At 56.6% G+C, this 19,978-nt stretch carries 23 protein-coding genes, 4 tRNA genes and 1 pseudogene; 5 read left to right on the forward strand and 23 right to left on the reverse strand.

Going from position 1 to position 19,978, the window contains the following annotated elements; genetic code table 11:
• Window positions 1–90 precede the first annotated feature (90 nt).
• Window positions 91–1,053, forward strand: a complete 963-nt coding sequence (locus ACP5PX_RS02710) for a radical SAM protein (RefSeq protein ID WP_428083718.1) — start codon at window positions 91–93, stop codon at window positions 1,051–1,053.
• Window positions 1,054–1,093: 40 nt separating this feature from the next.
• Here ACP5PX_RS02710 and ACP5PX_RS02715 read toward each other — a convergent pair.
• The 20 genes from ACP5PX_RS02715 to ACP5PX_RS02810 form a co-directional block, all read right to left on the reverse strand.
• Window positions 1,094–1,186 (reverse strand) — tRNA-Pro (locus ACP5PX_RS02715).
• 46 nt (window positions 1,187–1,232) lie between these two features.
• Window positions 1,233–2,174: an HPr kinase/phosphorylase gene (locus ACP5PX_RS02720; protein WP_428083763.1), complete on the reverse strand. Its 942-nt coding sequence runs from the start codon at window positions 2,172–2,174 to the stop codon at window positions 1,233–1,235.
• Window positions 2,175–2,189: 15 nt separating this feature from the next.
• Window positions 2,190–3,476 carry a type III ribulose-bisphosphate carboxylase gene (rbcL, locus tag ACP5PX_RS02725; RefSeq protein WP_428083720.1) on the reverse strand — a complete coding sequence of 429 codons (1,287 nt, stop codon included), beginning with the start codon at window positions 3,474–3,476 and terminating at the stop codon, window positions 2,190–2,192.
• Window positions 3,477–3,514: 38 nt separating this feature from the next.
• Window positions 3,515–3,706, reverse strand: a complete 192-nt coding sequence (locus ACP5PX_RS02730; RefSeq protein WP_428083722.1) for a DNA-directed RNA polymerase subunit N — start codon at window positions 3,704–3,706, stop codon at window positions 3,515–3,517.
• Window positions 3,707–3,715: 9 nt separating this feature from the next.
• Entirely contained in the window at window positions 3,716–4,114 is a 399-nt protein-coding gene (locus ACP5PX_RS02735) for a 30S ribosomal protein S9 (RefSeq protein WP_428083724.1), read from the reverse strand.
• Complete coding sequence (locus ACP5PX_RS02740; protein ID WP_428083726.1) at window positions 4,114–4,542, reverse strand: 50S ribosomal protein L13; 429 nt, start codon at window positions 4,540–4,542, stop codon at window positions 4,114–4,116. The genes ACP5PX_RS02735 and ACP5PX_RS02740 overlap by 1 nt, the downstream gene beginning before the upstream one ends.
• Window positions 4,543–4,546: 4 nt before the next feature.
• Window positions 4,547–4,912 carry a 50S ribosomal protein L18e gene (locus tag ACP5PX_RS02745; protein WP_428083728.1) on the reverse strand — a complete coding sequence of 122 codons (366 nt, stop codon included), beginning with the start codon at window positions 4,910–4,912 and terminating at the stop codon, window positions 4,547–4,549.
• 111 nt (window positions 4,913–5,023) lie between these two features.
• Complete coding sequence (locus tag ACP5PX_RS02750) at window positions 5,024–5,260, reverse strand: DUF3096 domain-containing protein (RefSeq protein WP_428083730.1); 237 nt, start codon at window positions 5,258–5,260, stop codon at window positions 5,024–5,026.
• Between the two features lie 194 nt (window positions 5,261–5,454).
• Window positions 5,455–5,542 (reverse strand) — tRNA-Leu (locus tag ACP5PX_RS02755).
• A 36-nt stretch (window positions 5,543–5,578) separates the two neighbouring features.
• Window positions 5,579–5,767 (reverse strand): hypothetical protein, encoded by a 189-nt coding sequence (locus tag ACP5PX_RS02760; protein WP_428083732.1) that lies wholly within the window; start codon window positions 5,765–5,767, stop codon window positions 5,579–5,581.
• 54 nt (window positions 5,768–5,821) lie between these two features.
• Window positions 5,822–6,121, reverse strand: coding sequence for an Hsp20/alpha crystallin family protein (locus tag ACP5PX_RS02765; protein ID WP_428083733.1), 300 nt, complete (start codon window positions 6,119–6,121; stop codon window positions 5,822–5,824).
• A gap of 67 nt (window positions 6,122–6,188) precedes the next feature.
• Window positions 6,189–7,406 carry a trypsin-like peptidase domain-containing protein gene (locus ACP5PX_RS02770; RefSeq protein ID WP_428083735.1) on the reverse strand — a complete coding sequence of 406 codons (1,218 nt, stop codon included), beginning with the start codon at window positions 7,404–7,406 and terminating at the stop codon, window positions 6,189–6,191.
• 77 nt (window positions 7,407–7,483) lie between these two features.
• The gene (locus ACP5PX_RS02775) at window positions 7,484–8,311 is read right to left on the reverse strand and encodes a methyltransferase family protein (RefSeq protein ID WP_428083737.1); all 828 of its coding nucleotides are present in this window, start codon (window positions 8,309–8,311) and stop codon (window positions 7,484–7,486) included.
• Window positions 8,312–8,441: 130 nt separating this feature from the next.
• A tRNA-Glu gene (locus tag ACP5PX_RS02780) sits at window positions 8,442–8,539 on the reverse strand.
• Between the two features lie 48 nt (window positions 8,540–8,587).
• Window positions 8,588–9,292, reverse strand: coding sequence for a Rossmann-like domain-containing protein (locus tag ACP5PX_RS02785; protein ID WP_428083739.1), 705 nt, complete (start codon window positions 9,290–9,292; stop codon window positions 8,588–8,590).
• On the reverse strand, window positions 9,279–9,788 hold the full coding sequence (locus ACP5PX_RS02790; protein ID WP_428083741.1) for a nucleoside-triphosphatase: 510 nt from the start codon (window positions 9,786–9,788) through the stop codon (window positions 9,279–9,281). The genes ACP5PX_RS02785 and ACP5PX_RS02790 overlap by 14 nt, the downstream gene beginning before the upstream one ends.
• Window positions 9,785–10,579 carry an ABC transporter ATP-binding protein gene (locus ACP5PX_RS02795; protein WP_428083743.1) on the reverse strand — a complete coding sequence of 265 codons (795 nt, stop codon included), beginning with the start codon at window positions 10,577–10,579 and terminating at the stop codon, window positions 9,785–9,787. The genes ACP5PX_RS02790 and ACP5PX_RS02795 overlap by 4 nt, the downstream gene beginning before the upstream one ends.
• Window positions 10,579–11,550: a FecCD family ABC transporter permease gene (locus tag ACP5PX_RS02800; RefSeq protein WP_428083745.1), complete on the reverse strand. Its 972-nt coding sequence runs from the start codon at window positions 11,548–11,550 to the stop codon at window positions 10,579–10,581. The genes ACP5PX_RS02795 and ACP5PX_RS02800 overlap by 1 nt, the downstream gene beginning before the upstream one ends.
• Window positions 11,551–11,552: 2 nt before the next feature.
• A complete protein-coding gene (locus ACP5PX_RS02805) occupies window positions 11,553–12,674 on the reverse strand; it encodes an ABC transporter substrate-binding protein (protein ID WP_428083747.1) in 1,122 nt (373 codons plus the stop codon).
• 110 nt (window positions 12,675–12,784) lie between these two features.
• Window positions 12,785–12,897: transfer RNA gene (locus tag ACP5PX_RS02810), tRNA-Ile, on the reverse strand.
• A gap of 115 nt (window positions 12,898–13,012) precedes the next feature.
• On the opposite strand from ACP5PX_RS02810, the gene ACP5PX_RS02815 reads away from it, so the two are divergent.
• From ACP5PX_RS02815 to ACP5PX_RS02830, 4 genes are read left to right on the forward strand one after another with little or no spacing between them, the layout of a single operon-like run.
• Window positions 13,013–13,729 carry an ABC transporter ATP-binding protein gene (locus ACP5PX_RS02815; RefSeq protein ID WP_428083749.1) on the forward strand — a complete coding sequence of 239 codons (717 nt, stop codon included), beginning with the start codon at window positions 13,013–13,015 and terminating at the stop codon, window positions 13,727–13,729.
• Window positions 13,726–14,928 carry a COG1361 S-layer family protein gene (locus ACP5PX_RS02820; RefSeq protein ID WP_428083751.1) on the forward strand — a complete coding sequence of 401 codons (1,203 nt, stop codon included), beginning with the start codon at window positions 13,726–13,728 and terminating at the stop codon, window positions 14,926–14,928. The genes ACP5PX_RS02815 and ACP5PX_RS02820 overlap by 4 nt, the downstream gene beginning before the upstream one ends.
• A gap of 3 nt (window positions 14,929–14,931) precedes the next feature.
• Window positions 14,932–16,170, forward strand: a complete 1,239-nt coding sequence (locus tag ACP5PX_RS02825) for an ABC transporter permease (protein ID WP_428083753.1) — start codon at window positions 14,932–14,934, stop codon at window positions 16,168–16,170.
• A gap of 60 nt (window positions 16,171–16,230) precedes the next feature.
• Window positions 16,231–17,208: a DHHA1 domain-containing protein gene (locus ACP5PX_RS02830; RefSeq protein WP_428083755.1), complete on the forward strand. Its 978-nt coding sequence runs from the start codon at window positions 16,231–16,233 to the stop codon at window positions 17,206–17,208.
• A gap of 4 nt (window positions 17,209–17,212) precedes the next feature.
• On the opposite strand, the gene ala is transcribed toward ACP5PX_RS02830, so the two are convergent.
• The 3 genes and pseudogenes from ala to ACP5PX_RS02845 form a co-directional block, all read right to left on the reverse strand.
• Window positions 17,213–18,199, reverse strand: a complete 987-nt coding sequence (ala, locus tag ACP5PX_RS02835; RefSeq protein WP_428083757.1) for an alanine dehydrogenase — start codon at window positions 18,197–18,199, stop codon at window positions 17,213–17,215.
• A gap of 202 nt (window positions 18,200–18,401) precedes the next feature.
• A complete protein-coding gene (locus ACP5PX_RS02840; protein ID WP_428083759.1) occupies window positions 18,402–19,469 on the reverse strand; it encodes a transposase in 1,068 nt (355 codons plus the stop codon).
• A gap of 279 nt (window positions 19,470–19,748) precedes the next feature.
• Window positions 19,749–19,978 (reverse strand): annotated as a pseudogene (locus ACP5PX_RS02845) (hypothetical protein); the annotation flags it as partial.

Genomic DNA, 19,978 nt, shown 5'->3' on the forward strand with positions numbered 1-19,978 from the left:
ATATAAATTTGCCGCAAAAGATGGCTAAAGCATTCAAAGTTAAATTTGGGAAAGAATAAATGAAGCCGTGGGGCACCTTAAATTGGTGTCATGTTAAGACCCTTGCTTAAGTGTGCCTTGGAGAGGAGGTGGAAGACCGCCATCCTCAGCGTCACCTCCGCCTGCAACTGCCGCTGCTCGATGTGCAACATCCCCAACCTGCCTCCTAGGCACCTCCCCCTTGATGTCGGACTAGAAATTCTGCACCAGTGCGTGAGGAACAAGGTCGCCTTTTTGTCCATCACTGGCGGGGAGCCATTTCTCTATCCCCACCTGACCGCGCTGGCCAAGAGGGCCCACGAGTTGGGGATCTTTGTGCACATCGCGACGAACGGGACCCTTCCCGAGAAAATTGGTGAGGTGAAGGGTTATGTGGACGCGATTGGGTTCAGCATCGACAGCCAATTGGGTGCTGAACACGACTGCAACCGGGGACACCCCGGCGCGTTCGAAAAATGCTTGAAAAGCGTGGAAGTTTGCCGGAGAATGGGAATAAAGTCCTTTGCCAACGCTCCGCCTAACAGGTACATCATCCAAAAAATCGAGGGGTACGTCGGGTTCCTGAACAGCGAGGTCGGGATTCCCGTGGGTTTCTGCTTCCCGGAGACCAACGGTGGGGACTATTTTTCCAAGTGCGAGAGCATCATCAGCGGCCTGACGCGAAAGCAGATAGCCGATTTCTTCAGCGCTGCGCTCAGGTTGAAAAGATCTGGTAGTGACATCGTCAACAGCGATGTTTTTCTTAAAGAAGCCGTCGAGTATGCGCGGGGGAATTTTCAGCGGGTGAGCCGTTGCGGCAGCGGCCGCGTCGTCTACTGGATTGACTGGTCCGGACTGGTTCACCCCTGCTTCAACAAGGGGACAGTCCTGAACCAGAACGGAAAGTGGGAGAAACACGACCCGATGGATTGCAATGAGTGCTTCATCCAGTGCTTCCGGGAACCGTCCTCCTTCATCTACAATCTCCCCCATTCCTTGGGCGGGCTAAAGACATGGAAATACTTTATTTCTTAAACCAACACGAGAAACCCAAACTTCCGATGCCCTATGGAGGTGGGGCCGCCGAGATTTGAACTCGGGTCACCAGCAGGTTGGCCGTTTTTCGGCCCCCAAGCTGAGAGGCTAGACCAAGCTACCCCACGGCCCCAACGGACTAAATCAGTTCTAATATAATAAAATGCTTAACCGTCCGCTCACGACCTTATCACGCGGAGGATGTTTTCATGAGTCTCGGCGGGCGGAGGCACCGTGTTAACCAAGAAGACCTCAGATTTCTCCAGCAGCCTCTTGAAGAAGTTCTTTCTCAGCGCCATCTTTCGCGAATCCCGGACCAGCTGGTGCGGGTTGCAGAAATCGTTGGCGGCTAGGTATTCAAGTCCCTCTTCGGGAGAAATCCTACAGACCCGCCGCTCATCGGAGCTGTCCCTCTTCAGCAGGATGACCTTCCTAATCGTGGTCATGGGGATCACTCCACCAGACCCGACGATCCACCGCACGTTCACCACAGCGCGGCCCTTCTCGTCAAAGTGAGACCTCTCCACCAGCGGGAGATACTCCCCCCAGATTTTTCCAATATCGGCCTCGATGTAGCAGTTCTTCTCCGAGCCGAAGGCCTGATGGCCCCGGTCAAACAGCCTCACGAAGAACCAGTCATCGGAAATCAGCCTGGCCTCAGGATGCCGAAGCAGCCCCCAGGAGTGCGTCGTCTTCCCCGTCCCGGAGGGCGCGATGATGCAGACGCCGGTGCCGTTGAAGTCTATCGCCGCCCCATGAACCGAGTAAATGCCGTGCTCGTCCTCAAGCACGTCTCCGGCCACAGCCAGCGCGATGCTCTTCACCCAGCCGTAATAGTTCACGTTAGTTAGGAAGGCGGTGTTGGTGTAGGGGTCGTACTTGACGTTCAGCTCCCCGCCCTTCTCCCGCAGCACCACCAGGCGACCATGGGAGCGGATGTTCTCATCCATGGTGTAAAAGTTTTCCTCCCATCTATCCTTGATATCCTCCAGCTCGGTCAACAGCTTGATGCAGCAGCCGTAAATGTTGGCCTTCTTGGTGTAGAGGTAGCGGTGCAGATTCCGGTTGAAGATCTCGTCCTTCTCTTCAGGGGTGATCAGCTCAACGTCGTATGGTGACATCTTCACCACGATTTTTTACTTTGGTCTGATATATCCCCAGGTTTCCAAGGCTCGCCTCAGCTCCTGATGCGTCTCGGCATACTCGCTCAGCGGAATTCCGTCCAGAGTAGCCTCAATCGCCTGCCGCAGCGCCCTAGCCCCAGCCCGGCCGCCGTCGGGATGGCCCCAGATGCCCCCACCAATCTGGATCAGAATGTCGCGGCCCAAGAGCTTTATGACCTGCGGCACCAAGCCAGGATGTAGCCCGCCGGAGCTAACCGGGAAGACCTGTTTAATCCCGCGCCAGTCCTGCGGCAGAGTTCCCGCGGTGCCATTTATTTTATCGCTGGTCAACACCTCCTTAAGAGCGAGAACTTCCTCCTTAGGCGACTCCAGCTTGCCCACCACGGTGCCAACATGAAGCTGGTCAACGCCTTGGAGACGGGCTATCTTGGCGACCACGCGCATGGACATGCCATGCTTCGGGTTTCTGGTGAAGGCCGCGTGAAAGGCCCGGTGGGCGTGGATGGCTAGGCCCAGCTGCTCACATTCCTCTCGCAGCGTCTGCACTGCCGCCCAGCCCGTGGTGAGAATATCCACCATAACATATTCGCCACCCAAGCTCTTCACCAGCCTGGCGCGCCTCAGCATCTCCTTCGTCTCCGCAGTGACGTTAATTAGGTAACTCTTCTTCTCGCCCGTCTCCTTTTCGGCCTTGTCTCTCATCTTGAAGGAGAGCCTCGCCCGCCGCTCAAACTGGTTGAAGGTCTGGCTGGACAGATTCTCATCGTCTTTCAGTATATCCAGCCCTCCCGACCAAGCCTCGTAACCGGCCTGGGCGTGCTCCTCGCTGGTCATTCCCACCTTAGGCTTGGGCACGGAAACCGTCAGGGGCCTCTCGACGCCGAAGATCTTCCTAATCCCAGAAATCCCGAACTGTGGGCCGGGGAAAGATTCAACCAGCGCCGGCGGGAAGCTGACGTCCTCCAGTCTGAGGTTCTTTATTGCCTTCATGCCAAAGATGTTGCCCGCGATGGAGCTGAGCACCTGCGGCATGTTCCCGGCCTCAAAGAGTTCCGCAGGATAGGCGATCTTAACCCAAGGCTTCTTGATGGAGAAGGCCTTGGCCATAAGCCGCCTCTTTTCCGGGGTCATCGTCGTCAGCTTGGTCCAGGTCCCAATTGAGCTCTCCGAAGCCACCCTGCCCACCGCCTCGGGCATGCTGATGCCCGGAGCGGGCTCGACCCTAAAGAGAGCAACGAGCTCATCGCTTGAGGGACGGTGGCTGGTGTCAACAAAATCCAGATACCACTCCGTTGTCATGGATAAGACTTGGTAGCGGGAAGCTAAAAGCAGTTCGGTTACTTCTTGAACTTGGCAATCTCTTCGGTGAAATCAACGCTGGTGAGAATAGCTGCTCGACAACAGTACCGTTTCAGACCCAAGTCATCCAGCACGTGAGCGGGATCTTCGCCTCTCTTGACCCGCTCCTCGAAAACCTCATATTTGTCGGCGAGGAGCTTGCCGCAGGTAAAACAGCGTACCGGTTTCATCACCACACCTCAGCGGTAGCTCTTCTGGAACTTGGCCCGCGCCCCCGGGCCTCCTGGCTTCTTTGTCTCCTTAAATCTAACATCGCTCTTTATCAGTGTCCAGTCATAGTGCCTGAAAATCTCGCGGACCTTTGGATCTTTGGACCACTCAAAAAGTCCTCGGGCAATCGCGGTCCGAGCGGCTTCAGCTTGGCCCATGAAACCGCCTCCCTTCACCTCGACAGTTATATCCACGCCCTTGACCAGCTCCGGAACCAGCTGCAGCGGCTCCAGAATCTTCAACCGAGCCAGCTCGGGCTCAAAGGCATCGAGGGCCCTATTGTTCACGATGACTCGCCCCTTGCCAGGAGTAATCTTCACCTTGGCCAGCGAAGCCTTTCTCCGCCCAATTGCGATAACCGGCTTCATTAGAATCTACCGCCCAACATCTTGCTCAGCTCGCCAACCCTTATAAATCGTCTGGTGCTGAGTTCCGCCAAGTGGGCTCCGGGAACTTTTACTGTTTCCTTACCTGAGAACTCTTCTGGAACACCAACGTAAACACGCAGGCGACGAAAGGCCTCCCTACCCTTGGGCTTATCGTGGGGCAGCATCCCCCTTATCGCCCGACGTACGATGTCCTCGGGGCGCCTGGGATGAAAAGGACCCTTTTTGGGATTGGCAACGTTCCTTGTCTCCAACCACGCCTTGTAGGACTCTAAGGTCGTGTCCTTTCTTCCCGAGATAATCGCCTGTTCCGCATTCAGGACGATGACCCTTTCACCCTCAAGCAAACGTTTAGCGGCAAAGCTCGCTAGCCGGCCCAAAACCAAATCCTTACCATCGATGATAATCATTCTCTCACTCCATCAGCTTTACTTCTCTGCCCGTCGGGTTCTGCTCCACCAATTGCTGTAAACTCAAAACGGTGCCACCGGCCGCAATAATTTTTCGTTTCGCCGGGACCGAGAAACTCAGCGCCGCCACCATGACAGGATGGCTCAACCGTCCTGCAGCCAGGACCTTGCCAGGAACTACCACCGTGCTTCCATTTTGAGCGTACCGATTAATCTGGCTTAGGTTAACCTCAGCACGGGACCTGCGAGGTCGCTCGAGTCGCTCCGCTAGGTCCAGCCAGATCTGCGCCCCATGCTTCTTCCCCTGCTCACGAAGTAACCGCAGCAGCTTCCTCAGCTGCGGATTGGTTGGTCCCGTGGGCTTAGGCATACTATCAACTTCACAAACTTATCCACTCACCCCAAATAAATACTACGGTTGTTGCCTGTATCCCTGAGGTCTGCCCGGCAAAAGCAACCCATCTGGAATGGGCTGGCTTGACTACCTCTCAGCTTGAGTTCCACTTTCGGGAGGGCTGAGCCTAACTGGTCTTCGTTTTTCCAACTCACCAGCCAAGTTCAGCGCACCGACGACAATCAGGTAAATACCCACCAGCCAAGAAATCAGCGCGGGAAAGGCGATAATCAAGGCACCGAAGATAATCATCAATATCGCTGCAGCCATTCCATGGATGCCGACCTTCTTGAGAAGCTTTTCAGGGGTTTCCAAATCAGTCACCTCCACCTTTGCTCTCTATTCCGTTCAAAAAAGGCTTGCTAATCAGCATGAATGGTTACTTAAGTGCTCCAATGTTGCAAGCTTAGGTTATTAAAATTTGGTGGTGCAGGGGGTTGATAATTCCTCGATGCCGTTGAAGAAGCGGAGAGCGGCGCAGCGGAGGAAATTGAGGAGATAAGTGAACTCCATCAAGGTGGTGCAGGGGGTGGGATTTGAACCCACGAAGGCCTTAGCCACAGGGTTCTAAGCCCTGCTCCTTAGACCTGGCTCGGATACCCCTGCCCGAAAAAATCTCTCCCTCGGCAAATTAAACCTATTTTATCGCCAGGCGTCGCGCTGGGCCATCCTCTCGTAGCGTGACTGCTTCTTACCCTCCTTGTAACAGCTCTTACAGTAGCTCTTTCCCAGCGTTTTCTTGGCGCATTCCCGGTGCATTTCAGCGCCACAGCCGGCACATTTCACCGTGAGCTGCTCTAGCGGTTTCCCGCAGACAGCACAGTTAGGCATAGCCTCACCAACACCAACAGCCGGCTCTGCCCTTATAAATCATGAACGCCGGCCTCACCGGATGGGAATCCTCCTAGCCTTCACAGGCTTCAGCAGCGGGGCAACTATTTCCCGCAGCCACTCGACATCGTAGTACTTGGTCCTCACCTTATTGGGATCGACCGGGAGATCAAGGGATCGACAGGCCGCGAAGACGAGGTCATCCCTACGGGCTTTGATGCAAAATCCATTCTTGGAAAATTTCAGCTCAATGTTCTCCTTCTTCACCTGAGGCAACCTGACGTGGATTTCATACCTCTTTCCCGAGTGGTAGTGGGCGCAGATCTCGGGGGTAACGAGGGGAAGTTTCACCAACCGTTCACCAGTGAGTCATTGGAAAGTGAAATTTTAACCCTTGCTATTTAATGAACACAACATCCGTTCAAGAAGGCGGTGGTCTGGCACCCAACTCCAAGGAGACGTAGATGGTAGTATTATTTCTGACCACGGTGAATTCGACCACCTGTCCAGGAGCAGTGTACTCCTCTAAGTAGCTCAACAGGTCGTCTAGTGTGATTATGCGGTGCCCGTCGATGGCTATCAGGATATCCCCGCCGATGGTCACCAACGTCCCCGTTGAAGTCAAATACTGCTTGGTTCCGCCGCGCAGACCTGCCTTGTCCGCCGGGCCTCCGGGGACGACCGAGACGACCAGCCAGCCGTAAGTCACGTCAACGTTCATCGCCCGGGCAATCTCGTAGTCCATGTCCCGGCCCAATATCCCCAGCCAGGGATGCTTGTTGTAGCTGCCCGTCTTTATCAGCGACCCTATCTCGCGCAGTATCGTGTTCGAGGGAACGGCGAAGCCGAGCCCCTGCGAGTCGGCGACAATTGCCGTGGTGATTCCGACGACTTCCCCGCGGACGTTCAGCAGCGGGCCGCCCGAGTTGCCGGGATTGATGGGCGCGCTGGTCTGGATGATGTTCGCGATTGAGTAGTTGCCGATCGTTGACTCCTGCAGCGTCCGGCCGAGCTGGCTCACGATGCCCACTGTCATCGAGCCGGTGAGGCCGTAGGGGTTGCCCACCGCCACCACCGTGTCACCTACCTTCAGCGTCGATGAGCTGACTATTTCCAAAGTTTTAATCTCGTCTTTCGGAGCACTGACGGAGAGCACGGCGAGGTCGGCGTAGGGATCCGAGCCCAGCAGCGTTGCCGGGTAGGCGTTGCCGTTTCTAAGCGTTACCACGATCTCCGTGGCGCCGTTGACCACGTGATAGTTGGTCACGATCACCGGCTGGCCCTCAAAGCTGTACCAGAAGCCCGATCCCTGGGCCACTCCTGTGGAACGCGTGGAACGGATTACAACGACAGCATCTTTCACCTTCTCGTACAAATCGGGGAGGGAAAAGTTCTCCTGGACTAAGTAAACCACATTCTCCTTTCCCAGCCCGACAATCTGGCCGCTGAGAGACGAGACTTGATTTTCCAGATCTGCGACCTGATCGCTGAGCGAGGAGACTTGGTCTTGGAGCCTTTTAACCTCCTGCCAGGCGACCGCGTAACCGGACACAGCACCGGCAAAAACTCCGACCAGTAGCGCGACCACGATTAAACCGATCAGCAGCCGTCCGGAGTAGCGGCCTCGGCGTCTCGGCAAGAGATTCACCAAGAACCAATTTCCGGTGATTCGTTTTAACCCTTGCCATTCGGTTGGCAGCAGGAGACCCAGCGGCACTACCTCATGAGCATGGCACCGTTTGCCTGCCACAGCGACCAGAGCAGCGCTATCAGGAGGGCCATGGTCAAGAGATAAGCCACGACCAGAACGACCTTTCTCCTCCGGCCCGAAGCTAGACGACCGCCGAGGGATCTCCGCAGCCTTTGGGGAAGGAAGGGGATGAGGAAAGGAACTTGGCTTTGATACTCCAGATATTTCTCCCCAAAAGAACTCCTGAGTCTGCCCTCCTCACTCTCCGCCAAGGCCGCGTGGAGGAAGACCAGGTTGACCCAGGCGATGAAGTCGATCGGCCTCAACCCATAGAGCACGAAGCCCAGCGCTAGGATGTTGACGCCGAGGTACTGGGGATGCCTGACCAGAGCGTACAACCCGCAGGTCACCAAGCCGCCGCCGCGAACCTTTGACCTGACGAGCTGGGCAAGAGCAACTGCAAAAAGGGCCGAGCCGATGACGATGAGAACCGGCGCGACGAACTGGAATGGCTGTGGTTCCGATATCCGCCCCCTAACCAGCCACGCCGTTGCCTCGAAGGAGAGCAGCGGGGCCCAGATTCCGTAAAGAAAGGCCAGCAGCCCGCCGTAGATCAGCGCCATGCCAATCGAGACCTGAAGGAGCGCCAGCAGGACGGGGAGGTAGAAGGCCCAAGCTGCGGAGATGCCCGCCCAAGTGAGGGCCCAGCTTCGCCAGAGCAGCCCCAAAGCACCGGCACCGGCAAGCGCCACGACAAACATCGGTAGCAGTGGGTGGGCAACGCAAAGCCAAATCCAGACTTCCAACGATGCGATTAAGATGAAAATCGCAATTAAGGCGATTGTTTTTCTCACCTCGGCCCCCAGTTAATGAACCGATGTTGGTAAATAAATCAACAACAAAAATGGTAGTTTTAATTTTCTTGTCTTGCTGAACAACCAATTTTTGTTTAAACTTCCTTTGTCCTAAAAATTTAACTGCAAGTGGTGCCCCGGACGGGATTTGAACCCGTGTCACAGCCTCGAAAGGGCTGTATGATTTCGGCGGGAGTTTCCCCCTTGACCGGCCTACACCACCGGGGCCCAGTATTTCTTACTCTTCAGATTATTAAACCCAATTTCAACGAATTTTTATTTTTCCATCACCCGGAACTCCACATCGCCCTTCAGCTGGCTGACCATTCCGCCGCCCTGCGAGATTTTCCTCATAACACCGGCAGGATTCTTCACCCTCACCCCGGCGAGCACATCCGCCCCGTAGTCGAAGAGGACCTCGGACATCGGCGTGGAAGGCCCTAGGATGACGGTGAACTTGCCCCGGCTCAGCTCCAGCAGCCTCTCCAGCGACTTGTTTATGATCGCCGAGCCGGTGATGGCGACGACATCGGCTTTCGGGATCAGGTACTCGGCCGCGGTGTCAGGGAGGTCCCCGGGCTGCGGGTTCCGCTCCAGCACCCAGACCTCCTTGGCCGTCTTCCGCAGGTCCTTGGCGTCGGGGAAGTGCCCCACCATCACGATCCTCTTGTTCCTGCCCACCTCGCGGATGATGTCAAAGGCGTTCTTCCTCTTCCCCCGAACATCGATCAGCGAGTTCAGCGTGGCGATGCCGATCCCGGCCTCGAGGAAGTTCCAGGACCGAGCGTAGGAGAGCAGTTTGGCACACCCCAACTTCTCCAAATTTCCAAACCCCGCCGGCGCCGGCGTGTAGGGCCCGCCGTAGTTCTTCGCTAGGCCGCAATTTTTGGTCACGACGCCGATCCAGAGATAGCCGACGCGGACCTCCTTAACCTCATGCTCCTTTTCCGGCAGGCTGGCGATCAGGTCATCGATGAGCATCCAAACACCCGATAATGGCTTGGGGCAGCTCCTCGCGGTTCTGCTCGGTCGCTTCGACGACCTTGAACTCAACACCGTCAAGCTCCTGCAGGAGCCTGTCTTTAAGCGTGTCCTGGGCCGCGAGGACGGCGCGGCCATGTCTCTTGAAAGCCTCCAGCGCGTTGTCGAAGCCCTTTCCCATGAGCTCGAGCTTGCCGAACTCGTCGATTACCAGAAGATCGCCCCTCTTACTCAGGGCCCTCTTGCCGAACTCAATTCCCTCGGGACTGAAGACAAAGTGGCAGTGGGGAATGCCGCCCGGAACCTTGTGGGAACCGGCCACGGCCGCCAGCAGCTTTTTCTCCCCGGTAGCGACGTCCTCGACTAAGAGATCGTCACCCTGCTGCGAGGTTATCGTCCCGACGCACCTGAGCCCCCGCCGTCGTGCCATTTCGACGACCTTCCGACAGATCGTGGTCTTGCCCACTCCCTTCGCACCAACCAGAACAATTCTCATCTCCTCACCCCAAAGTTCTCTGGGGACAGCTCCGCTATCGGCCTCCGGTCCACCCTTCTGAACACCAGCTTCGTCCCATATATCCCTTTCAAGACCTTTTCCGTCAGCACCTTGGCCGGGTCCCCTTGCGTGATTATCCTGCCCCCGTTGAGTATCTTGACCTCGTCGGCCACCAGCGAGGCTTCATTGACATCGTGGGTGGAGAAAATCACCGTCTTCCCTGCCCTCGCCGCCTTCCTGATCGCCCGGAGCACGCGGGCCTTGTTCCTAAGGTCAAGGTGCACCGTGGGTTCGTCAAGGATCAGCACCTCGGTCTGCTGCACCAGCGCCCGGGCAATGAAGATCAACCGCTTCTCGCCGCCGCTCAGGTCGGTCGTCTCCCGCTGGCCGAGGCCCGAGATGCCGAGTTCGGCGAGGGTCTGTCGGATGATCCGCTCGTCGGCTCGCGTCGGCACGTCGAAGAATCCTAGGTGAGGTGCCCGGCCCAGCATGAGATATTCGTGGACGGTGTAGGGGAACAGCGGCTCCTCCTCCTGCGGCACCCAGGCCACGGTCTTGCTCAGCTCGGCCAGACTCAGCCGCCCTATCTCCTTCCCATTGACATGAATACTGCCCGCTGTTGGCGACAGGACCTTGAGAAGAACCTTGAAAAGCGTCGTCTTGCCGGAGGCGTTGGGGCCAAGCAGAGCCGTGACTCTGCTCTCAGAAAAAACTGTGGTGACTCCCTTAAGAACTTCTTCACCCCGACCCGGGTATCGGAACCTCAAACCTCTGATCTCTATCCTAGTCACTAGCTTTCACCTCCTCGGGAGAGCAGCAGGAGAAAGATGGGCGCTCCGCAAAGTGAGGTCATTATACCCAGCGGGATTTCACCCGCCGTAAGCGTCCTAGCGACGGTGTCAAAGACAATCATTAATGTGGCACCGAGAATAAGCGAGGCCGGGATGATGCGGCTGTTATCGGCGCCGAATATCTTTCGAGCCAGATGGGGAACGATTAATCCAATCCAAGCAATGACCCCGGCCACCGAAGTGACCGCGGCAACGGCCAATACCGCGAAGATGACCACCACGGCGCGGAGCTTTCCCGGGTCGGCCCCTAAGGAAAAGGTGACGTCGTCCCTTAGCGTGAGTAGGTTAATCCTCCAGCGAAGTATGAGTAGAACCGCGATTCCCGCTAGGGTCAACGGCAGCATGTAAAACAGGTCGGCCCAGCTCACACCAGAGAGCCCGCCCAGCAACCAGAAGGTCAGCGCCGGGAGCTGATTCAGCGGGTCGGCCATGGTCTTGATGACACCGACGCCGCCGGAAAACATCGCCGAAACCGCTATCCCGGCCAAGACCAACCTGAGGATCTTACCACCGTATTTTATCGACGAGGATAGAGAGTAGGCGGCCAAGAGCGCCAGCAGCCCAAAGGCGGTCGAGGAAATCTCGACGACAACCGGGGAGTTTACCAAAAACAAGATGGCGAGGGCGGCGCCGAATGCCGAACCCTGGCTTACGCCGAGCAGGCTGGGCTCCACCAGCGGATTTTTGAAGGCGGACTGAAGAGCCGCACCGGCCGCCGAGAGCGCCATTCCCAGCAAAGCCGCGGCAAGCATTCTCGGCAACCTAATGTTAGTCAGTATCTCCGTACCCAAGCCGCTAGCAAACATGTCTTGAATATCGACCGTGTACCTGCCCACCAGTAGGGAGACGAAGAAGACGGCAAGCAATGACGCCGTTATTGTTAAAAATCGACCTTGGTGTCTCATGGCCATCTCTACAGGTCGCCGGTAATCTGCTGCATGATCTCGCCGGCCTGTTTCTCATCAAGCCCGTACATGTTCATATAAAACAGCCTCGCCTCGCTCGCCAGGTCAAGGTCTGCGAAGAGAGCCGGCTGAATTTTTTTGGCCATCCAGAGCTGCCCAAGTATCCAGCGGGAGTTGGGCGCATCCCAGCTTCCAATTGCGATTAGGTGGGAGTCGTCCGGAACCGCGTGGACCTTGCCCTCCTTAACTGCCGCTATATTTTTCCAGAGGGGATCGTTGAGGAGATTCTCCTTAACGCTCGCAGCCGATGGTTCTTCGGAATAGGTCACGATGAAGACGATCTCCGGATTCCACTGGGCAATCTGCTCGAAGTTTACCGTGTTCCACCCCGTGGCGCCCAGCTCTTTGGAGAGCGGGTAACCTCCAGCCGCATCAATCATCGAGGTCTGCAGCCAATTTGGCCCAGGTGCATTGAACGAGACTGTTCCGCCTTTGGTGCTGTAGTATAGGAAAAGACATTTGGGCCTTTCCGACTGCGGTAGCGAGGCAGTCTGGGAGAGAACGTAGTGATATTTCTCCTCGTAGTAACTGGCAATGTTGTTGGCTCGAGGCTCATCACCGAAGAGCTTCCCCAGCAACCTGATATCTCGGAGATAGCTGTCCAAGTTCTCCAAGTCAACATAGACCACGCTGATGCCTAAGGACTCCAGCGACTCGGCGACCTGTAGTTTCACCGCTGTCTTGAAGATCACCAGGTCAGGATTCAGCTTGGCCAGCTCCTCGACGTTGGGTGAGTCGGAACCGGCACCAATCTCCTGGTTTAAGGTCTTTGTGTCGATTGCCGGATCAACTGCCCGGAAAAGAGGTACGCTGGCAGTCCTAGGGTCCAGCCCATACAAAACATTTCTAACGCTGGGGAACATGTAAGCCACGCTGATGATGGGAAAGGCGCTCTTGCCGGTGATGATGACCCGGTTGACCGGGAGTTCGACCTGAACCGTTCTGCCAAGGGCGTCGACGACAGATATCGGTCCTGTCAGCGGAGTGTAGCCCCTCTGTGTGGCCACGAGATAGGCGGTAACCACTATGGCCAAGATCAGGACAACGGTGGGAATTCTTTCCTTTCTCATCGCTTCACCTAAGTCAGCCGATGCGCCACCATTTGTTAAACAACAATAATATAAAAATCAATATGTTAATTAAAAAAGGTTTACAAATAGGCCAAGCCAAAGCACGGGAATGGTGGGCCCGGAGGGCTTCGAACCCTCGACCACCCGGTTTCCCCGGTCAACCTATGAGCCTCGCCCAACCTCTGCGGCTGTCGGGCGCTCCACCAGGCTGAGCTACGGGCCCACAAAAAGCCATACGCCACCCTCGTTAAAAAAGTTTGCAAACCTCTTGTCATGCCAGGCCCCGGTGACTGTTATGTGACCAGCCTACATATTTATAGACATCATGGCACAGGTTGATGATAAAAGTTGAGGGGAACGGGATGAAGGAAGTCGTCAAGCTTCAGGACGTGACCAAAATATATCGCATGGGCGAGGTCGACCTCCGGGCCTTGGATGGGGTAAGCTTGAAAATCATGCCTTCGGAAAACCTGTCGATAATCGGTCCCTCCGGGTCGGGAAAATCCACCCTGCTGCATTTGATGGGCTGTCTGGACAGGCCGACCAGCGGCAAGATATACATCGATGGCGTTGACACCTCACAGCTCAACAGCACCAAGCTGGCCGAGATCAGGCGGTACAAGATCGGCTTTGTCTTTCAGTTCTTTTACCTCATCCCCACCCTAAACGCCTTGGAAAATGTTGAGCTGCCGATGATGTTCGCCGGCGTCGAGGAGGGCGAGAGAAAGAAACGCGCCACCGAGCTTCTGGAGCTGGTGAACCTTAAGGAAAGGATGAAGCACCGCCCCGCAGAGCTGAGCGGCGGCGAGCGGCAGCGGGTGGCCATCGCTAGGGCCTTGGCAAACAACCCCAAGATAGTCCTCGCCGACGAGCCCACGGGAAACCTCGACTCCCGCTCGGGCCGGGAAATCATCGAGCTGCTGAGGAGGCTGAACGAGGAGAAGGGAGTGACGCTGGTGATCGTGACCCACGATCCCTACATCGCCAGCACCATGAGTCGAACGATATATTTAAAGGATGGTCGAATCGTAAAGGAGGAGAGGAGACAATCATGAAAAAAGCGCTAGCGCTGCTGGCCTCAGCTCTGGTTATTCTGACCATCATCGGCTGCGCCGGGACAGCCTCGGCCACCGATGGCTCGCTCAACTTGGGCTGGTCGTTGCTCGACAACTACCTCCGGCCGGGTGGGGAAACCACCTTAGTACTCTCAATCCAGAACGCCACGCCGGTTAAAATTTACCATGTGGAGCTGAGCTTTAAAACCGGAGAGGAGCTATCGCTCGACCCCGCCGACTTCTACCTCTACAGCATTTCCCCGATGAGCTCCCAGCTGACCTCGTTCAAAATCAAGGCCAGCGAAAATGCAACTCCCCGCGTCGCCTACGTGGAAATTACCGCGAAGTACCGCGTCGGCAGCGTCAGCGCCGATGAAAACGAGCTCAAGATATGGGTGCCCGTGGTCATCAGATCCGCACCCCTCCTGAAGGTGGAGAAGGTCGAGTACGACCAGGACCCCATCAGCCCCGGCAGCACGGTGACCGTCTCCTTCGAGGTGAGGAACTACGGCGACGGCCCGGCTAAGGACTTGGTGGTCTCGCTGGACCAGAGTGCCGGCACCTTTGTCACCGACTTAAGCGAGAAGTACGCGGGGGAGGTGGCCGTGGGCGGCTCTGCCCGGCTCTCCTTCAGGCTGAGCATCAACCAGAACCTGAGCGCCGGGGTCTACTCCATTCCTATCTTGCTGAGCTACTGGGACGAGACTAAGTCCCAGCCCTTCAGCAGCCGAGAATTTGCCGGGATGAGGGTCTACGGCAACATCAACCTGATAACCACACTGAATGCCCAAGACAAGGTTGCGGCGGGAAGCAGCGGCTCCATGGAGATAAAGATTGCCAACGCGGGGACGATGGAGGTTCAGTTCTTGCAGCTGAACGTCCGTGGCTCCTCAATATTCGATGAAATCACGCCCCAGAGTATCTACATCGGACGCCTGAAATCCGATGACTACGACACGGAAAGAATCTACTTCAAAATCGGCAAGGACGTAGCCAAAGGAACTTATCCGGTCGATCTGGAGCTGGTATATCAGGACCCGTTCGGCAAGCAGTTCACCGAGGCCAAAACGGTGTACCTGAACGTGCTGGCCAAGGAGGACCTCAACAAACCATTTGAGGTTCCGGCTTGGCAGCTGGCCATAATCGCGCTGGTCATCGTCATTGTCATCTACTATCTCTGGCGCAAGAGGAGAAAATGATGTATGCTGAAGGGTTCTTTGGTACTAATCCTCAGGAACTTGACGCAGCGGAAGCTGAGGAGCTCGCTGACGACCTTAGGGGTCATCATCGGGATAGCCGCGATCGTGGGCATGGTCTCGGCCACCCAGGGGATTAGTAACTCCATCGGCGCCCAGCTGGAAAAGCTGCAGGGGGACAGGATCCTTATCACTCCCGGGGGACGTGGGGGAATTTTCTCCACGGGCACCACCGGCGGGCTGACGGAAAAGGATGTCGAGATTATTCAGAGTATCAACGGGGTCAGTATTGCCTACGGCCAGCTCCAGACCTCGGCGCTGGTCGTCTTCGGAGAGGAAGCACAGGGTCTGACTATCGTCGGCATCTCTCCCAGCGACTTCGAGCGGCTGGACACCTTAGGCCTTGAGGCGGGACGGTATCTCAAGGACTCGGACCGCTATGCCACGGTAATCGGTAACTCCGTGGCGCACGAAAAGTTCCAGAAGGAAATTGGGCTCCGGAAGAAGCTGGTGATCAGAGACGTCGAATTCCAAGTCGTCGGTATCATGAACAAAGCTGGCGGCGCCTTGATGACCACCGACGCCACCGTTTACCTGCCCAAAGATGCCATGAGGGAGGTGTTTAACCTTCCCGAGGACCGCGTGAACTCAATCGTCGTCGGGGTTAAACCCGATGCCGACATCAACGCCGTGGCCGAAAGGATCTCCGAGGCCCTGCGCCGCTCCCACCGGGTCACCAAGAACAACGAGGACTTTACCGTGATAACGCCGGATTACGTTAAGAACATCGTGGGGCAGATAACCGGGCTGCTGTCCATCCTGTTGGGGGGCATCGCCGGCATCTCTCTGATCGTGGGTAGCATCGGCATCACCAACATCATGTTCGTCACCGTCACCGAGAGGACCAGGGAGATCGGCGTGATGAAGGCGCTGGGGTCGACCAACCGCGACATCCTGATGCTGTTCGTCCTTGAGTCCGGCATCATCAGCCTCATCGGTGGCGTCATCGGCGTCTTCGTGGGGCTGGGGCTGGGGGAGGGGTTGATATTCCTCTCCCGCGTGGCCATCAGCGGCACCACGATTGCCGACGAAGGTCTGAGCTCGCTCCAAGCCGGGATTGCCATTATCCCCGAACTCATCGCCGGAGCCATCGTGCTCTCATTCGTCGTGGGAATCATCGCAGGATTTTTACCAGCAAGAAAGGCGGCCAACCTGAACCCGATCGAGGCCCTTCGCTACGAGTGACTTTTATGCGGCGGGCTCTAAAGTTATTAGTCAAAAAGTAAAATTGAGCGTGGTGCTGGTTTGGGGATAAAGATTTTGACCCACGGCGACACCGACGGCATCTGCGCCGCGGCACTGGCTCGGTACCGGTTCCCAGATGCTGAGATCTGGTTCACCAGACCTATCAGGCTACTGCGGGACCTCAACACCATCGAGCCGGGCACCGCGGTCATGATCTTTGACGTGGCCATCGATGAAGCCAACAAGGACCAGATCTTCCAGCGGATGCGGGAGCTGGCCCAAAAGGATGAGGTTCTCTACGCCGACCACCATCCGCTACCGCCCGGGACCCTCAAAAGGGACTTCCCCGTGACGCAGTTTGCCCTAGACACCGGAGCCAGTTCCTCCGAGCTGGCCTTCAAGCTCCTGATCCAGGACCCGAAATCGGACATGGACCGCGTGGCCCTCTGGGGGGCCATCGCCGACTACTGCTGGGACACCGAGTTCGTCCGCGGTCGATTGGACAAATACGACCGGAGGACCATTTACATGGAGGCGGGCCTGCTCACCCAAGGGCTGGGTGAAGCGGCCGGCGACTACCACTTCAAGCGCGACATCGTAATCAAGCTCGCCCAGGGGACACCGCCTACGGAGATGCCCGACCTCGTGGACCGCGCGCTTAAAGCCACCAAGAGGGAATGGGACATCTACGAATACGTGAAGAAACATGTTGTCGTCGAGGACAATATCGCCATCGTCTACGACCTGCCCGTGGGGAGTCTGGGCAAGGCCGCGCTCTACGCCTTGGGTATCACCGGCGTCGACATCGGGATCTGCACCCGGGCGAAGAAGGATGATGTGGACATCAGCATCCGGCGCCGGACCGAGAGCAAAATAGACCTGAACGAGCTGCTCCGCCATGTCACCGCCAGAATTGGTGGGTCAGGGGGAGGGCATGAGGGGGCCGCGGGGGCCACTGTCCCGGCAAATCTCCTGGAGACCTTTCTAGACACAATAAAAAGGGAGGTCTCCCCCATCAAGGGGATGGGAACGGTTTAATTGTCTAGAGAAGCTCGACCCACTTGCCTTTTCCCAGCCGCTTGGCCTTGCGATAGACGTACCAGTCGGTAGCGATGTCCTGGATGGCGAGGCCGGTGGAGTCGAACACGGTAATTTCGTCGTGCGAGGTCCTGCCCGGCTTTTTCTTGGTCACTATCTCTCCTAGGTCGGCGTAGATATCGCCCCTTGAAATCAGCCCCTTCGCCAGCGGGACGTTGACCTCGCCGCCGTGAATCGCCTGCTCAATATCGTCGACGACCACCTTGGCGCGCAACAGTATCGCCGGATCTAGCTCCTGCTTCCCGGGCGCGTCGGCACCGATAGCGTTGATATGTGTGCCGCTCCGGACGTGCTCGTTCATCAGAATGGGTTTAGTCGAGGGGGTGGTGGTCACGATGACATCAGCCGTCTCAACCGTTTCCTTCACCCTCGGGAAGACCTTTGTCTCTACCCCCAGTTCCTCCTCCATCTCGGCAGCAAAACGTGAGGCATTCTTAGGGTTGGTGTCGTTTATCCTGACCTCCTCTATTTTGAGGACCTCGTTTAGCCCTAAGAGCTGAGTCCTTGCCTGAACTCCGGCCCCAAGCATGGCTACTACTCGAGAATCTCGCCGAGCCAGATATTTTGCCGCGACGGCTCCGCCGGCACCGGTTCTCAGGTTGGTGATCAGGGTTCCGTCCATGATGGTGAGGGGAGCACCTGTCTTGGGATCCAGCAGCAGTATCGTGGCCATAACCGTGGGCAACCGGTGTTCCTTGGGATTTCTCGGGTGAACGTTAACGATCTTGACACCCGCGGCATCCATATCCTCCAAGTAGGCGGGCATGACCCTGAAGTCGCCGCCGTACTTTTCAAAGTTGATGTAGGACTTGGGCGGCATCTGGACCTTGCCCAGCCCCTTGGCTATAAAGGCCTTCTCGACCGCGTTGATGACCTCACGCATCGAAATTAATCCTTCAATCTCCTTTTTGGACAAAAGCAGGACCTTCATCCTCGCACCGATTACTGCTCCAAGGTTTAGTTTTTAACCGTTGCGCTTGCTGCAGTACTCCCGCAAGTGAATAAAAGTTAACGATCGATTTCTCCTTCTTCGGGTGAACTGGCGGACGGCTCAAACCTTGACCCAATTCAAATCCATCGATTTTTCCCTTTGCGTCACCCCAGTTCTCGAAGCGACCGTGGCTCGCGCTACCTCAGCTGGCAAGAGCGCAGAGGCATTCGGCAGGGACCAAAGCGACGGCGGATGGTCGCTCGCATGAGCGACGGGCGAAAAACCCAGTTCGATGATCAGAGCTTGTTTGAACTCGTAGCCCCTGAACAAGCCGAACAAGTGTCTCAAAACGATCCAGAGGTTGTAGAGCAGGGCCGCGAGCGCGTAGTATATCCGCGAGTTCCATGCTTCGGCTCGTGGTCCGAGCCATGAACTTCTCGATCTCGCGGTTGTTCGTCTCTATCCTCCAGCGGCAGCTGTAGAGTTCGACCGCCACGGTCGGACCGAGCGGCAGGTCGCTGAAGGCATAAGTTTTCCATCCCTCTGCGGTTTTCTTCCTGATGAAGATGAGCTTGACACGCGCGCTGCCCTTTCGGCCACGCACCGTGTAATCCACGACGGCCAGGATCTCGCCGCGCTCGAAAGCCTCGCACAACCGCTTGATCGAGGCGGTCCGCGGCGCCGGCATGAGAAAGTGTATTCCCCTCGATTTCAGCGCCAAAATGACCTCTACGGCGTAAAATCCGCGGTCTAGGAGGAGCAACCTCGGTTTGAACGGTGCCCGGTCGAGCATGCGCTCGAGGACCTCGACCACTGAGTGAAATGGGGCGACCTGCTCAACGCGGAGGGTGAACGTGCGCCCGGCTTCAACCACGCTCAGCATTGCGAAGCGTATGCCGAACCTAGTCCCGGGGAGCCTCGAGTCGCTGACGAGCGGCGGTTGGTCTGTCCCGTAGTAGGGCAGCGTCCTGAAGTCGAGCGCCATCAGGGGCTTCCGACGGACCCCAAGCTTCCTCAGAAGGCAGATGTTTGTCTTCCGCCACGTCTGGATGAAATCCTGCTCGCCGACCCGACGAAGCCTCCGGAGAAGGGTGTCAGGGGATGGTGCTGAAGACCGCTCGGCAGATGTGTTCGTGATGCAGAGCAAAACGAGCGCTTTGACCAGCACTCCAGTTTTGTAGGTCGAGTTCTTGGCTGCCCTGAAAATTCCACCGAGTGCCTTTAATGCCCTGCAGGCAATTCTTTTGATGGACCGGCGGTGCCTCTTCAAGGAGTTTCACCTCCTAGAAGAGATTCGGTCCAGCCTCCGCCGGATGGTCCGGCATTAAAATAGAGTGAGTGTTAACTTAGAAAGTTTACTATCATGAAGGCCCGCCCGAATGACCTCCGGTTTCTTTTTCACCGCCTGTGCTTTTTAATCTTTTATGACCCGGATGGCATTCTATCATTAGCGGACACAGCCGCAGTTTGGCTTAATCAGCCGAGCGTGAGGGGGTGCCCCAGTCTTAACATAGCGGACAAAGCCGCAGATAACTGTAGAGGACTTCCCTCACGCTTTATCCGGTGTCATCTTGAACTCATCTCCATAGGTCCATGCCGCCCAGACGAGGTTGACGAGCTTCCTCGCCACGATCTTGATCGCCTTGCGTTTGTCGTGTTTTCGTTTCACGGCGTTCCAGAATATCTTTGCGAGTTCCCCCTCCGGACAAAAGTTGATGTGAGACCAAGCAGCTTCTATCAGTGCCCACTTGAGCCACTTGTCCCCCTTAGTTTCCCTCC

The sequence above is a fragment of the Hadarchaeum sp. (SeqCode) genome (assembly GCF_049969415.1).
Lineage (GTDB): Archaea > Hadarchaeota > Hadarchaeia > Hadarchaeales > Hadarchaeaceae > Hadarchaeum.